The sequence below is a fragment of the Ensifer sp. Root142 genome (genome assembly GCF_001426785.1).
GTDB lineage: Bacteria > Pseudomonadota > Alphaproteobacteria > Rhizobiales > Rhizobiaceae > Ensifer > Ensifer canadensis.
The window spans coordinates 757,247-772,251 of the sequence record NZ_LMFK01000012.1 but is presented as its reverse complement, the minus strand read 5'-3'; the positions used below and the strand labels follow the sequence as shown (position 1 = coordinate 772,251).

Sequence of the window (15,005 nt, the reverse complement as noted above, 5' to 3'; positions counted from 1 at the left end):
CGGCACTCATTGCCGACTGCAACGTGTTTGCCCATCCACGCGTTAGACGCCGAGCGCCTCCAGAACGAGGCCGCTGGCGCTGGCCTTGGCACGAGACTTGATCTCGGCGATGCGGGCGCTGACGGCTTGGCCGTCCGAAAACACAAAACCTTCCGGCAATCCGAGAACGGCGATCGAACAGCGCATCAGCGGAAAATCCTTGGCCGTGCCATCGCGGCCATGACCGCTGATACGCCCCTCTGCCTGATGCTCCGGTAGATAGAGCTGGCGGACATCGGAGGCGAAATCGTCGAGTAGACGGTGAAGAACGACCTGCAGCTCATCGACGGTGCAACCGCTGATGCCGACGAAGAAATCGTCGCCGCCGACATGGCCGAGGAACTTTTCTTCGCCAATGAAATGCCGCCGCAGCAGGGCGGCGAAAAGCGAAATCGCCAGATCGCCCTTCTGAAAACCGTAGGTATCGTTGAACGGCTTGAAATCGTCAAAGTCGCAATAGCAGAAATAGCGCGGCTGATCGCCGTCGAGGATCGCGTCCTGAACGTAATCGCGGATGGCGCGATTGCCGGGCAATCCGGTCAGGGGGTTCTGCTCCTGCGCCGTCTTCAACTGCTTCTCGTTGATGATCTTCAACAGCGACGATGCCGACAGGATGCCTGCATAGCGCATATTCTCGGTCAGGATCACACAATCGCTGCCGTCCATGCCGGCGAAAATCTTCAGCATCTCGTCGGCCGGCGTATCGAGATCGGCGATCGGCGCCGGGCTTGCGAAATGCGAGATGCGGCGCTGGTAGAGCCGGTTCTTCAGCAGGTCGCGGCCGAAGGGATGATAGATCATCTCCTTGACGTGATATTCGTGCAGGATGCCGCGCGGTTCGCCGTTGGCGTTGAGCACCGGAAAGAACGCCTGACGGGGATTAAGCCGGAACAGATCGAACACGGATTCGAGTTCGTCGCTTTCGCGCACCGCCGGCAGCTGTTCGATCTGCTTGCGGATCAGAATGCTGTCGAGCGTCGCCGACGAGCGGTGACCGCCGCCATTCAAGGCCAAATGCGGATAGGCAGGCTGCAATTCGCTCAGGTGCGTCGTCGGCCGGGCGATGAAATAGCCCTGTACGAGGTCGCAGCCGAGATCGCGACAGGTCTGGAACTCCGCCTCGGTCTCGACGCCTTCGGCGATGACCCGGGTGCCGAGCACATGGGCGGTGTTGACGGTGTGGCGCACCAGGTGGCGCTTGCGCGCATCGGCGTCGATGCCGGAAATGAAATGCCGGTCGATCTTCACGTAATCGACGGGCTGATCGCAGAGCAGCTTGAGGCCATTGAAGCCGGCGCCGAAATCATCGATGGCCAGCTTGAATCCGGCCAGCCGCAGTTCGCGCACGAGCGCCGAGAAATCCGGCATCTTGCCGCTGTCGAAACGTTCGGACAGCTCGAAGCATAAGGACGACGGCGCGATGTTGGCGCGCTTCAGGTGATTGACGAGGCGCTCGACGATCGCGTTTTCGCCGCCGACCAGGCGGGAATCGAAATTCAGGAACAGCGTGCGGGTGGAAAATTCCGGCAATGTCGCGAAGCCTGCGACGGCACGACTGTTGACCATATGCTCGAGCGCCAGCAACTGGCCGGCCTCTTCCGCCTTGTCGAGCAATTCCAAGGGCGAGGCAAAGCCCAGCTTTTGAAAGCCGCGCATCAGTGACTCGTAGCCGAACACGGCACCGGTTGCCGCTTCGACGATCGGCTGGAATGCGCTTTCGATCACAAGCTTTGCAAGCGTTACGATCTGGTCGTCGCCGAACCGGCGAAGCGAGAGAATTTCGGCGGGGGCGGCGGACATGCCGGGCTCCAGAAGATTGAGAACGGACGATCGGACGGCCGCAGGATGGCGACCAACAGTCAACGAAGTCTTTCCCCAATATGAAGCTTTGATGAAAGCTATATGACAGCTCCGCCCACGCTGATCATTATCGAACTTTCTAATAAAATCAGTAGTTTCATCGAATTTTCCCGAACTGCGGAAAATTGGTCGCAACAGGTTCAGGTGATGCGATAACGAGTGCATGCCACGACCGAGAAAGATCGCGGCAAGCGCAAACATCGTGGTCCAGAGCAGTCACACTGCAAGCAGGATCAGTGCCATGCCGGACAGGGGCACCTGTAGCGCTACACCCGAGATGGCGATCAGCGCTGGGATGAGCGTCGTTACACGGGCGGCCCGCACGGTCGCCTTCCCAATACGCCAGCCAACAGGCACGCTCTGCTTACAATCCCACCCGAACACGGCAAAGGCGAGCGAGCCGTGCGCTAGCCTTTTGCCAACACCCCGAAGGCGATCAGCGACAGACCCTGCATCACCAGATCGACCGCCAGGAACAGGCCGAGGATCCAGAGGCTGTTGACCGGCCAGCCGGCGGCAATGATCAGACCGGCGGCGAGCGTGACCAGACCGCCGAGCGCGACCCATCCCCAGCCCTGGATCGGCCGCAGCTTGAAGCTGACCCAGATCCGGAAGCAACCGGCGACGACGAGTGCGATGGCCATCAGGAAAGTGAGGACGGAGGAGGCCAGCACCGGGTTGATGAAGGCAAAGAGCCCGGCAATGGCGTAGCAGGCGCCGCTCAGCACCCAATAGAGCACGCTGTTCCAACCCTTGACCTGAAAGGCATGGGCGAGATTGAACAGGCCGCCGACGAGCATGATCAGCCCGACATAATAGACCGAGGCCACCGTCGCCATCAGCAGATTGCCGAAGGCAAGGCCGCCACACATGATCAACAGCACGCCGAGCGCGACGAACCATCCCCATTTGCCGGCAACCGCCGCCTTGCCAGCCGGATCGAATGCATGGGTCATTTCAACCTCCAGTCCTTCTGATATCCAGAACTCTACCATCGGATTGAGCCGGATTTCTCCGAAAAAAGAAAGAGAAAACATCGCAAATTTTTATTGATTGATGAGTCAATCAAAAATAAACTGACCATCATCGAGGGAGAGACGGATGCCCAAGGTCGGGATGGAGCCTGTGCGCCGCAAGGCGCTGGTGGATGCGGCGCTGCGCGTGATCGGCGATCAGGGCACGCTCGCCGTCACCATGTCCGACATCGCCCGCCGTGCCGGTGTCTCCCCTTCCCTTGCCCATCACTATTTCGGCAGCAAGGAGCAATTGCTGATCGAGACCGTGCGCAGTCTTCTAAGGCAACTGCGCGACGATACGGTGACGGCGCTGAGTGCAGCGATTACACCGCGTGAGAAACTGAGCGCGTTGATCCGCGTTTCGTTCCAGGCAAGCCAGTTTGCGCCCGACACCATCGCCGCTTGGCTCGCCTTCTATTCCGAGGCGCAGCGCTCGGAAGACGTCCGCCGGTTCCTCGTCGTCTACGCCCGGCGGTTGCGCTCCAACCTGATGGCGAGCCTCAAGGCGCTTTGTCCCGTCGATGACGCGGAACGCATCGCGGAAGGCGCAGCTGCGATGATCGACGGGCTCTACATCCGCCAGAGTCTGCGCTCTGCGCCGATCGGCATCGAAGCCTCGATCGCGCTGACGGAAGACTACGTCACCTCGCTTCTCGACCAGCTCCACCGCCAAGGACGGGCCATATGACCGCCAGACCTAATATCCTGATCATTATGGTCGACCAGCTGAACGGAAAATTCTTTCCCGACGGTCCGGCGGAATTCCTGCATGCGCCGAACCTGAAGAGCCTCGCCGCCCGCTCCGCCCGCTTTCGCAACAACTACACCTCGTCGCCGCTTTGCGCGCCTGCCCGCGCCTCGTTCATGGCAGGCCAGCTGCCGAGCCGCACCCGGGTCTATGACAACGCCGCCGAATACCAGTCCTCGATCCCGACCTACGCACATCACCTGCGCCGCGCCGGCTACTACACGGCACTGTCCGGCAAGATGCATTTCGTCGGGCCTGATCAATTGCATGGTTTCGAGGAGCGGCTGACGACCGATATCTATCCCGCCGATTTCGGCTGGACGCCGGATTATCGCAAGCCGGGCGAGCGCATCGACTGGTGGTATCACAATCTCGGCTCCGTCACCGGCGCCGGCGCCGCCGAGATCACCAACCAGATGGAGTATGACGACGAGGTCGCCTTTCTCGCCAACCAGAAGCTCTACCAGCTGTCGCGCGAAAACGACGACGCGGGCCGCCGCCCCTGGTGCCTGACCGTCTCCTTCACCCACCCGCACGACCCCTATGTCGCACGAAAGAAATTCTGGGATCTCTACGAGGATTGCGAGCATCTTCTGCCAGAGGTCGGCATGCTGCCGGAGGAGGACCAGGATCCGCACTCGAAGCGGATCATGCATTCCTGCGACTACGTCAATTTCGACTTGACCGAGGACAATATCCGCCGCTCGCGCCGCGCCTATTTCGCCAATATTTCCTATCTCGACCAAAAGGTCGGCGAACTTGTCGACACGCTGACGCGCACCCGGATGCTCGACAACACTCTGATCCTGTTCTGCTCCGACCATGGCGACATGCTGGGCGAGCGCGGCCTGTGGTTCAAGATGAACTTCTTCGAAGGCTCGGCGCGCGTGCCCCTGATGGCGGCCGGACCCGCCGTTGCGCCCGGCCTGCACCTGACGCCGACGTCGAACCTCGACGTAACCCCGACGCTTTGCGACCTCGCCGGCATCTCGATGGACGAGGTGAAGCCCTGGACTGATGGCATCAGCCTCGTGCCTGTCATCAATGGCGAGGAGCGCACCGAGCCGGTGCTCATGGAGTATGCTGCGGAAGCGTCCCACGCGCCGCTGGTCGCCATTCGCAAGGGCAAATGGAAATATATCCACTGCGCGCTCGACCCGGATCAGCTCTATGATCTCGAAGCCGATCCGCTGGAGCTGAAGAACCTCGCGGCAAACCCGGAGACACCGGTGCAGGCGGCAACGCTGAATGCGTTTCGCGACATGTGCGCCGCCCACTGGGACATGGAGGCCTTCGATGGCGCCGTGCGCGAGAGCCAGGCCCGGCGCTGGGTGGTCTACGAGGCACTGAGGAACGGCGCCTATTATCCGTGGGACCATCAGCCGCTGCAAAAAGCATCCGAGCGCTACATGCGCAACCACATGAACCTCGACAATCTCGAGGAATCCAAACGCTATCCGCGGGGAGAATGACATGAGAGCCCAACCGCAAGCCTCGCACTTCATCGATGGCGAGTATGTCGAGGACATTGCCGGCACCGTCTTCGAGAGCATCTATCCCGCAACCGGCGAGGTGATCGCCCGGCTGCATGCGGCAACGCCCGCGATCGTCGAAAAGGCGATTGCCGCTGCCAAGCGCGCGCAACCGGAATGGGCGGCCATGAGCCCGACTGCCCGCGGCCGCATCTTGAAGCGCGCCGCCGAGATCATGCGCGAGCGCAACCGCGAGCTTTCCGAGCTCGAAACGCTCGACACCGGCAAGCCGATCCAGGAGACGATCGTCGCCGACCCGACATCGGGCGCCGACTCGTTCGAATTCTTCGGCGGCGTCATCGCCACAGCGCTCAACGGCGACTACATTCCGCTCGGCGGCGATTTCGCCTATACCAAGCGTGTGCCGCTCGGCGTCTGCGTCGGCATCGGCGCCTGGAATTATCCGCAGCAGATCGCCTGCTGGAAGGGTGCGCCGGCGCTTGCCGCCGGCAACGCCATGGTCTTCAAGCCATCGGAGAATACCCCACTCGGCGCCCTCAAGATCGCCGAGATCCTGATCGAGGCGGGCCTTCCCAAGGGCCTCTACAACGTCATCCAGGGCGATCGGACGACCGGTCCGCTGCTCGTCAACCACCCCGATGTCGCCAAGGTATCGCTCACCGGCTCGGTGCCGACGGGCCGCAAGGTGTATGAGGCGGCAGCTGCCGGTCTTCGCCACGTAACGATGGAGCTCGGCGGCAAGTCGCCGCTGATCGTCTTCGACGATGCCGATCTCGAAAGCGCCATCGGCGGCGCCATGCTCGGCAACTTCTATTCCACCGGCCAGGTCTGCTCGAACGGCACCCGCGTCTTCGTCCAGAAGGGCATCAAGGATGCGTTCCTCGATCGCCTCAAGGCGCGCACTGAAGCGATCGTCATCGGCGACCCGATGGACGAAGCCACCCAGCTCGGGCCGATGGTGTCGGGCGCGCAACGCGACAAGGTCTTCTCCTATATCGAAAAGGGCAAAGCCGAGGGCGCGCGTCTGGTCACCGGCGGCGGCATTCCGAATGCGGTCAGTGCCGACGGCACCTATATCCAGCCGACCGTCTTTGCCGACGTCACCGACGACATGACCATCGCGCGCGAAGAGATCTTCGGCCCTGTGATGTGCGTTCTCGACTTCGAAAGCGAGGCTGATGTCGTCGCGCGCGCCAATGCCACCGAATTCGGCCTGTCGGCCGGCGTCTTCACCGCCGACATCACCCGCGCCCACCGCGTCGTCGACCAACTCGAAGCCGGCACGCTCTGGATCAACACCTACAATCTCTGCCCGGTCGAGATCCCCTTCGGCGGCTCCAAGCAATCCGGTTTCGGGCGCGAGAATTCCGTGGCGGCGCTCAACCATTACAGCGAGTTGAAGACCGTCTACGTCGGCATGAGCCCGGTGCAGGCGCCGTATTGAGGTTCAAGCGGCCTTCCTCGGGACGCATCTGATTCGCTCCCTCATCCTCGGGTGAGCGAAGCGAGTTCCGGGGATCCAGCAGCGCCACGTCGGTGGCGCGAAAGACTCCCTCAAGCGACAGACGTCGCTTGGCTGGATTCCTGTGACAAGCACAGGAATGAGGGGACAGAGGTAGAGGCACGGTACCGGCCGGTTTAGAGACGCAGAAGAAAGAGCACGATCATGCAGGCAGACTACATCATCATCGGCTCCGGCTCGGCCGGTTCGGCGCTCGCCTACCGCCTCTCGCAGGACGGCAAGCATTCCGTAATCGTGCTCGAATATGGCGGTTCGGACATCGGGCCGTTCATCCAGATGCCGGCAGCACTTGCCTGGCCGATGAGCATGGACCGCTACAACTGGGGCTATCATTCCGAACCCGAGCCGAACCTCAACAACCGGCGCATCACCGCGCCGCGCGGCAAGGTCATCGGCGGCTCCTCCTCGATCAACGGCCTTGTCTACGTGCGCGGCCATGCCGAGGATTTCAATCGCTGGGAGGACCTGGGCGCACGTGGCTGGGCCTATGCCGACGTGCTTCCCTACTTCAAGCGCATGGAGCATTCGCACGGAGGCGAGGTCGGCTGGCGCGGGACCGACGGGCCGTTGCACGTCAAGCGCGGGCCGGTGACCAACCCACTGTTCCATGCCTTCATTGAAGCGGGCGAGCAGGCGGGCTTCGAGCTTACCAACGACTACAACGGCTCCAAGCAGGAAGGCTTCGGCCTGATGGAGCAGACCGTCTGGCAGGGGCGCCGCTGGTCCGCCGCCAACGCCTATCTCCGCCCGGCTCTGAAGCGGCCCAACGTTTCGCTCATGCGCTGTTTTGCCCGCAAGGTGGTGATCGAGAACCGCCGGGCGACCGGCGTCGAGATCGAGCGCGGCGGCAAGATCGAGATCGTCAAGGCGAACCGCGAGGTGATCGTCTCCGCCTCCTCCTTCAACTCGCCGAAGCTGCTGATGCTGTCCGGCATCGGCCCGGCACAGCACCTGAAGGACATGGGCATAGAGGTCAAGGTCGATCGACCCGGTGTCGGCGCCAACCTTCAGGACCATATGGAGTTCTATTTCCAGCAGGTCTCGACCAAACCGGTCTCGCTCTATTCCTGGCTGCCGTGGTTCTGGCAGGGGGTCGCCGGAGCACAATGGTTGCTCTCCAAAGGTGGGCTCGGCGCCTCCAACCAATTCGAGGCCTGCGCCTTCCTGCGTTCGGCGCCGGGCGTCAAGCAGCCCGATATCCAGTATCACTTCCTGCCGGTCGCGATCAGCTATGACGGCAAGGCGGCGGCCAAGAGCCACGGCTTCCAGGTGCATGTGGGCTACAACCTGTCGAAGTCGCGCGGCAACGTCACCCTGCGATCCTCCGATCCGATGGCCGACCCGGTGATCCGCTTCAACTATATGAGCCACCCGGAGGATTGGGAGAAGTTCCGCCACTGCGTGCGCCTCACCCGCGAGATCTTCGGCCAGCGGGCCTTCGACCAGTATCGCGGGCCGGAGATCCAGCCGGGCGAGAAGGTGCAGACGGACGATGAGATCGACGCCTTCCTGCGCGAACACCTGGAAAGCGCCTACCACCCCTGCGGCACCTGCCGGATGGGTGCCAAGGACGACCCAATGGCCGTGGTCGACCCGGAGACGCGGGTGATCGGCGTCGATGGTTTGCGCGTCGCGGACTCCTCGATCTTCCCGCACGTGACCTATGGCAATCTCAACAGCCCCTCGATCATGACCGGCGAAAAGGCAGCCGACCATATCCTCGGCAAGCAACCGCTTGCCCGGTCCAATCAGGAGCCCTGGATCAATCCGCGCTGGGCCGTCAGCGACAGATAGGATCGCCTGCGCCACGAGGCACGTTTTCCCCGGCATTCGACTGCCGCAACGTCTGCGGCATGTCACATTCATTGACGCTATCTCGTCCTGTCTTCTCAAGTGCCCGAGATGAAGGAGACGAACATGACAGCGAAGCTCGATCCGCTTGTCGCAACCGCTGCGGCAATGCCATCATGGCTCCGCCTGCGCGCTGGCCATTGCTTGACCGCCTGCACCGCACGGCAGTGGGGGATGTGATGACCGAGATGACCGACGAAGACGTCAAAACGAGCTTCGACCCGCTGCGTCCGCGACTGATCCGCATTGCCTATCGGATGCTGGGTTCGGTCAGCGAGGCCGAGGACATCGTCCAGGAGGCATTCCTGCGCTGGCTGGACACCGACCGTGTGACCGTCAAGGAACCATCGGCGTTTCTGCGCCGGATCGTGACGCGCCTTTGCCTCGATCAGTTGAAGTCGGCACGACGGCGGCGCGAAACCTATCTCGGGCCGTGGCTGCCGGAACCGATCGTCGAGGAGAGCGACGACCTCGACGACATCACCCTGCCGCTGATGATGGCGCTGGAGCGTCTGTCGCCGCTCGAACGGGCTGCCTTCCTGCTGCACGATGTCTTCGGCGTCAGCTTCGATGAAATTGGCGAGACGATCGGCCGCAAGCCGGCGGCCTGCCGCCAGCTCGCCAGCCGCGCCCGCGTCAATATCCGCAATGCCCGACGCCGCTTTGCGATGCCACGGGAACAGGGCCTGGAAATCGCCTCCGCCTTCTTCGCGGCGTCGCGTGGCGGCGACATGCAGCAGCTTCGTTCGCTGCTTGCGACCGAGGCGATCGTCTATGCCGATGGTGGCGGTAAGACGGTGGCACCAAGACGGCCGATCGTCGGCCTAGACAAGGTGATGAAGCTGCACGCCTCGCTGGCGCTGATCTTTGCCCAGACGATGTCGCGGCTGGTGCGTTACGATTTCATCAATGGGCTGCCCGGTTTCATCACCATCGAAGACGGAGAGATCCTGCAGACCACTGCCCTTGAGATCGAGCAGGATCGGATCACCGCCATCTACGTCACCCGCAATCCGGAGAAGCTCAAACATCTCCCGGAAACACTGCGACATTTCGGTGGCCATGCCGTTCACTGAACGGCGGGTGGCCGCGCCCTAAAAATCGTTGGAGCCGACAGCTCCGTCAACCGACCCTGACCAACGCTTCAGCAAACCTGGCACGCGCCGACGGCGCGCGCCTTCGCTCGCGCGACAAATCCACCACCAAAACCAAAGGAGACCGAACCATGAGCAACATATGCATCGCCGTCATCTACCACAGCGGCTACGGACACACGGCACGGCAGGCTGACGCTGTCAAAACCGGTATCGAGCGGGTCGACGGCGCGCAGTGCCTGCTCTTGACCGTTGAAGACACACCGGCGCGCTGGAGCGATCTGCTCTCGGCCGAGGCGATCATCTTCGGCACGCCAACCTATGTCGGAGGCCCGTCGGCCGCGTTCAAGTCTTTTCAGGAAGCGAGTTCCAACGCTGTAATGGCCAAAGGCTATCTCTGGAAAGACAAGATCGCCGCCGGCTTCACCAATTCGGGAACCGCTTCCGGCGACAAGCTCGCGACGCTGATGCAGCTCGCACTCTTTGCTGCCCAGCACGGCATGCACTGGATCAACCTCGATCTGCCGCCTTCCAACCACTCGACCACCGGATCACCTGATGATCTCAACCGGTTGGGCTTTTGGCTGGGCGCCGGCGCCCAGTCGAATGTCGACCAGGGGGCCGATCTCGCGCCGCCGGCATCCGATCTCGCCACAGCACGGCATCTCGGCCAACGCGTCGCCGAGGCCACGTTGCAGTTCGTGCGTGGCAGAACGGTCGAGCGGGAGCCGGTCGTCCCCGCGTGGAGAACGGCAAACGAGCGATAGGATCGGCGTCAGAGAAAGCCGATCCAGCGCCCAGCCAGAAGTGCTGCCGGCCACACCGTCAGCGAGACGGCTGCGGATACGCGAAGACGCCATGAGACCGGGCCGCCATTTACGGCGGCCCGCCAGGCGCCGCCAAGATGCACAGTCATAGCATTGGCGGCGCCAACCCCGAGCAGACCGATCTTTGCGAGGAAGGCAGCATTCGCGGCATAAGCCGCCGGCCGAACGCTAAAGAGGCAGAAACCGGTCACGATCGCCAGACCCAGACCGACCGCGGCAGCGCGCGACAGAAACGGCCCGAGCCCTTCCAGCGAAGTGTTCCCGAAGAAACCGAGCAGTCGCAGGTCCAGAGGCACGATCGCGCCGATCAAAAGCGCGATCGCCAAGATATGGGCCGCGTTGACGACGAGATAGAGGATCGCGGATCGACGCATCGCTGACGCCAGCGGCCAGGCGGCAATCCAATCGAGCAGTTCCGCCGCGCTCATCCACCGGTCCGGATGCGGTCCGGATAGATGTCGAAGCTCTTGCCGGCAACGGTGACGCGGACTGCCTTCAGGCGCTTCTCGTTCGGATCGAGCGAGCGATTGCCCAGAACCACGATCTGATCGCCGACTTTGGCGACACCTTCGACGAAGCCGGACCGTTCCGTCTGTCTGGGATTGCCCAGTTCGACGCGCCAGAGCCCGTCCTTTTCAGTCTCGACCTGAAGCGTCGGATGTGGCGGCGCCATCGAGATTTCACGGATCGTGCCGGCAAGTTCGATCTGGTCCGCCTCTGCCCAGGACCAGCCGTGATGAGCGTAGGCGCCAGTGACCAGAAGCAACGTCACGATGCTTCCGGCGAGAACGCGGCCAGGAAAGGACCTCATCATCTCCCACTCCTCAATTTGCCTCGGAACCCGCAAGATTGAACCTGAAGCGACGGATGGGAAAGCATCTGCCGTTCAACATATCTTGAGCGGTCCGGCCTTGAGGCAAGCGCTACGTCGTCGTTGCTAGGCCCGCGCATCCGTGCTCGGCCGCCGACTTGCGGCTGCTTTTCGCAATCCGGAAGCCGAGCAGGAGAAGGCCTGAGTAGAGTTCTGACCGGCACCGTTGACCGATCGCCCGTTGAAGCGCGGACCGAAGGGGCCGCGCTTCTTCATGTAACGGCCGGGCCAAGGACGCGAAAGGAAGTATAAAGTCTAGTAAATTACTAGCTTATCTTGCGTTTTTCGCTGCTTTTCGATCTGAGAGGCAGATTTGCTCCAAACGCCCAGCATTAGAAACCGCTATTTCTGTCCCTCGCCACACCCGGCTGCGATATTCCTGACAAGTTGGAACAGGACGCAGCCATGACCACGTCACCCCTCGACGCCACCGCGAAAGCTCTGAACCAAGCGCTTGAAGTCCTGGATCTCGCAGGACGTCTCGCGCTCGTTGCCGGCCTTGAAGGCCGTGCCGTCTTTACCACGTCGCTCGGTATCGAAGATCAGGTGATCACGGCCGTCATCGGCGAGAACCAGCTGGCGGTCGATGTCGCCACGCTGCAGACCGGCCGCCTCTTCAACGAGACGGTGGCGCTGATCGACAAGACCGAAGAGACCTATGGCATCCTGATCAAGCGTTTTCATCCGGAAAAGGCAGACGTCGACGCCTATGCCGCGCAATATGGTGCCAACGGCTTTTATGACAGCGTCGAAGCCAGGCATGCCTGTTGTGACGCGCGCAAGCTGAAGCCGCTTGCACGCGCACTCGAAGGCGCCAGCTACTGGGTGACGGGGCTTCGCCGCGGCCAGTCCGGCAACCGGGCAGCGACACCCTTTGCCGAAGCGGATGCTGAGCGCGGCCTCATCAAGATCAATCCGCTCGCCGACTGGGACATCGAAACCATCCGCAGTTACGTCACTGCCAACGCCGTTCCTGTGAACCCGCTGCATGCCCGCGGTTATCCCTCGATCGGCTGCGAACCCTGCACCCGCGCCATCAAGCCGGGCGAGCCCGAACGGGCCGGCCGCTGGTGGTGGGAAAACGACGAGAAGCGCGAATGCGGGCTTCACGTCCCAGAGACCGCCAGTTCCATCATCCCGACTTCGAGCAGCGCCGCCTGAGGGCTGGCGCGCTCCTCCCAAGACAAAGATCCTCCCGGAGACTGAAATGCCTCTTACCCATCCGGAAACGGAACTGCACAATCCGCAGAGCACCAAGCCGCCGCTTGACCCGCATTTGAAGGCGCTCGAAAACGAAGCGATCCACATCTTCCGCGAAGTGGCCGCCGAGTTTGAACGCCCTGTCATGCTCTACTCGATCGGCAAGGATTCCTCGGTGCTGCTGCACCTGGCGCGCAAGGCCTTCTATCCCGGCCGCGTTCCCTTTCCGCTGCTGCACGTCAACACCGGCTGGAAGTTTGCCGAGATGATCACGTTTCGCGACGAGATCGTGAAGCGCTACGACCTCGACCTGATCGAGCACGTTAATCCGCGCGGCGCTCAGGAGAACGTCACGCCGTTCAGCCACGGTTCGGCGCTCTACACCGACATCATGAAGACCGAGGCGCTGCGCCAGGCGCTCGACGCCGGCCAGTATGACGCCGCTTTCGGCGGCGCGCGCCGCGACGAAGAGGCCTCGCGCGCCAAGGAGCGCATCTACTCCTTCCGCACCCCAGACCACCGCTGGGATCCACGCAACCAGCGTCCCGAGCTTTGGAACGTCTATAACGGCATGGTGCGCAAGGGCGAGAGCGTGCGCGCCTTCCCGCTGTCGAACTGGACCGAGGTCGACATCTGGCGCTACATCCAGGCCGAAGACATTCCGATCGTGCCGCTTTATTTCGCCAAGAAACGGCCGGTCGTCGAACGCGACGGCATGATGATCCTTGCCGAAGACCCGCGTCTCGAACTGCTGCCGGGTGAGGCCAAGCGCGAGGAAGTGATCCGCTTCCGTACGCTCGGATGCTTCCCGCTGACCGGCGCCATCCGCTCCGACGCCACGTCGCTCGACGACATCATCTCCGAACTTGAAACCGCGACCGTATCCGAACGCCAGGGCCGCGCCATCGACCGTGACCAATCCGGTTCGATGGAAAAGAAAAAACGCGAAGGATATTTCTGATGACCGCACCAGCAACCGCGAATGCCGTTCAGGAAGATGCAGCCGCTCACGTTCTGGCGTTTCCGGCGTCCGAATCGGTCCGCGCAACGCGCGACAGCCGCCCCCTTCGCCTCATCACCTGCGGCTCGGTCGACGACGGGAAATCGACGCTGATCGGTCGACTGCTTTGGGATACCAAGGCGGTCAAGGAAGATCAGGCGGCGACGCTGCGGCGTGATTCCAACGGCAAGCAGAACGATCTCGGCCTGCCGGACTTCGCGCTCCTGCTCGACGGCCTGCAGGCCGAGCGCGAACAGGGCATCACCATCGACGTCGCCTATCGGTATTTCTCCACCGACAAGCGCTCCTTCATCGTCGCCGACACACCCGGCCATGAGCAATATACCCGCAACATGGCAACCGGCGCGTCGACGGCCGACCTCGCGGTGTTGCTGGTCGACGCCCGCGTCGGCCTGCTCGAGCAGACTCGGCGGCACGCGACGATCGCGACCCTGATGGGCATCAAGCAGTTCGTTCTGGCGGTCAACAAGATCGACCTGACGGACTATGACCGCGCCCGGTTCGACCAGATCAGCCACGAGTTTCGTGAGCTGGCGCTATCGCTCGGCGTGCGCCAGGTCACGGCAATTCCGCTTTCGGCACTGAAGGGCGAGAACGTCGTTTACGACGGCCGCGCTTCGATGCCCTGGTACGATGGCCCGACACTGGTCGAAGTGCTTGAACTGGCGACGACACGCTCCTCCCAGACCGTCGGCTTCCGCCTGCCGGTGCAGCGCGTCTCGCGCCCGGGCGAAAGCTTCCGCGGCTACCAGGGAACGGTTGCCGGCGGCGCGGTCAAGCCCGGCGACAGCGTCGTGATCCTGCCCTCGGGCATGGTTGCCAACGTCACCAAGATCGTCACCTTCGACCTCGTGCGCAACGCTGCGGTCGCCGGCGATGCCATCACCCTGGTGCTCGACCGCCAGGTCGACGTTTCGCGCGGCGACATGATCGTCGCCATCGACAGCCAGCCGCTGACGGGCCTTGCCTTCGACGCCCAGATCGTTGCGCTGCAGCCTGATGGCATCCAGCCGGGCAAGCGCTACTGGCTGAAAAGCGGCAGCCGCCGCCAGCGTGTGCAGGTGCAGCCGGCAAGCCAGCTGGACCTGAAGACGGGCAAGTGGGAGCACGCAGACCAGTTGCCGATGAACGCCATCGGCAAGGTTCACCTTGCCTTCGACGAACAGGCGATCTTCGACCCTTATGAGCAGAATCGGACGACCGGCGCCTTCATCCTGATCGATCCCGACACCAACAACACGGTGGCCGGCGGCATGATCACGGCCAAGCGCTCGGCGCTCGGCGGCATCCATACGGAAGACGCCCGCGTGATCCTGTCGCTGCCCGCCGATCTCGCCGACCAGCTGATGGCAACCGAGCTGTTTGCGGGTCGTCGCGAGGATGCAGAAGTGCGTCGCGTCAGCGCTGGCCGCGCGAGCGAGATCATCGACACGATCGACGGCTGATCGCCACTCCCCAAAGAT

13 protein-coding genes are annotated in these 15,005 nt (G+C 62.6%); 9 read left to right on the top strand and 4 right to left on the bottom strand.

Annotation, left to right across the window (positions count from 1 at the left end):
- Positions 1-42: 42 nt before the first annotated feature.
- Both ASD52_RS16195 and ASD52_RS16190 read right to left on the bottom strand, forming a co-directional pair.
- Positions 43-1,839, bottom strand: coding sequence for a GGDEF domain-containing protein (locus ASD52_RS16195; RefSeq protein WP_025426235.1), 1,797 nt, complete (start codon positions 1,837-1,839; stop codon positions 43-45).
- A gap of 467 nt (positions 1,840-2,306) precedes the next feature.
- On the bottom strand, positions 2,307-2,855 hold the full coding sequence (locus tag ASD52_RS16190; RefSeq protein WP_025426234.1) for an HdeD family acid-resistance protein: 549 nt from the start codon (positions 2,853-2,855) through the stop codon (positions 2,307-2,309).
- Between the two features lie 145 nt (positions 2,856-3,000).
- Here ASD52_RS16190 and betI point away from each other — a divergent pair, with 145 nt between their 5' ends.
- The 6 genes from betI to ASD52_RS16160 all read left to right on the top strand — a co-directional run bounded on the left by betI (position 3,001) and on the right by ASD52_RS16160 (position 10,390).
- A complete protein-coding gene (gene betI / locus ASD52_RS16185) occupies positions 3,001-3,603 on the top strand; it encodes a transcriptional regulator BetI (protein WP_025426233.1) in 603 nt (200 codons plus the stop codon).
- Positions 3,600-5,135, top strand: a complete 1,536-nt coding sequence (betC, locus tag ASD52_RS16180) for a choline-sulfatase (RefSeq protein ID WP_057224795.1) — start codon at positions 3,600-3,602, stop codon at positions 5,133-5,135. The genes betI and betC overlap by 4 nt, the downstream gene beginning before the upstream one ends.
- A 1-nt stretch (position 5,136) precedes the next feature.
- Positions 5,137-6,600 (top strand): betaine-aldehyde dehydrogenase, encoded by a 1,464-nt coding sequence (gene betB, locus ASD52_RS16175; RefSeq protein WP_025426231.1) that lies wholly within the window; start codon positions 5,137-5,139, stop codon positions 6,598-6,600.
- A 222-nt stretch (positions 6,601-6,822) separates the two neighbouring features.
- A complete protein-coding gene (betA, locus tag ASD52_RS16170; RefSeq protein WP_025426230.1) occupies positions 6,823-8,472 on the top strand; it encodes a choline dehydrogenase in 1,650 nt (549 codons plus the stop codon).
- Between the two features lie 236 nt (positions 8,473-8,708).
- Positions 8,709-9,605 (top strand): sigma-70 family RNA polymerase sigma factor, encoded by an 897-nt coding sequence (locus tag ASD52_RS16165; RefSeq protein WP_025426229.1) that lies wholly within the window; start codon positions 8,709-8,711, stop codon positions 9,603-9,605.
- Between the two features lie 149 nt (positions 9,606-9,754).
- The gene (locus tag ASD52_RS16160) at positions 9,755-10,390 is read left to right on the top strand and encodes a flavodoxin family protein (protein WP_025426228.1); all 636 of its coding nucleotides are present in this window, start codon (positions 9,755-9,757) and stop codon (positions 10,388-10,390) included.
- 8 nt (positions 10,391-10,398) lie between these two features.
- Here the strand turns inward: ASD52_RS16160 and ASD52_RS16155 are convergent, their stop codons facing one another.
- On the bottom strand, positions 10,399-10,878 hold the full coding sequence (locus ASD52_RS16155; protein ID WP_025426227.1) for a hypothetical protein: 480 nt from the start codon (positions 10,876-10,878) through the stop codon (positions 10,399-10,401).
- Positions 10,875-11,264, bottom strand: coding sequence for a DUF6152 family protein (locus tag ASD52_RS16150; RefSeq protein ID WP_025426226.1), 390 nt, complete (start codon positions 11,262-11,264; stop codon positions 10,875-10,877). The genes ASD52_RS16155 and ASD52_RS16150 overlap by 4 nt, the downstream gene beginning before the upstream one ends.
- A gap of 462 nt (positions 11,265-11,726) precedes the next feature.
- Here ASD52_RS16150 and ASD52_RS16145 point away from each other — a divergent pair, with 462 nt between their 5' ends.
- The 3 genes from ASD52_RS16145 to cysN are packed head-to-tail and all read left to right on the top strand — an operon-like array spanning position 11,727 to position 14,987.
- Positions 11,727-12,482 (top strand): phosphoadenylyl-sulfate reductase, encoded by a 756-nt coding sequence (locus ASD52_RS16145; RefSeq protein WP_025426225.1) that lies wholly within the window; start codon positions 11,727-11,729, stop codon positions 12,480-12,482.
- 46 nt (positions 12,483-12,528) lie between these two features.
- The gene (gene cysD / locus ASD52_RS16140; RefSeq protein WP_057211498.1) at positions 12,529-13,482 is read left to right on the top strand and encodes a sulfate adenylyltransferase subunit CysD; all 954 of its coding nucleotides are present in this window, start codon (positions 12,529-12,531) and stop codon (positions 13,480-13,482) included.
- On the top strand, positions 13,482-14,987 hold the full coding sequence (cysN, locus tag ASD52_RS16135) for a sulfate adenylyltransferase subunit CysN (RefSeq protein ID WP_025426223.1): 1,506 nt from the start codon (positions 13,482-13,484) through the stop codon (positions 14,985-14,987). Before cysD ends, cysN begins: the two co-directional genes overlap by 1 nt.
- Positions 14,988-15,005: the final 18 nt, after the last annotated feature.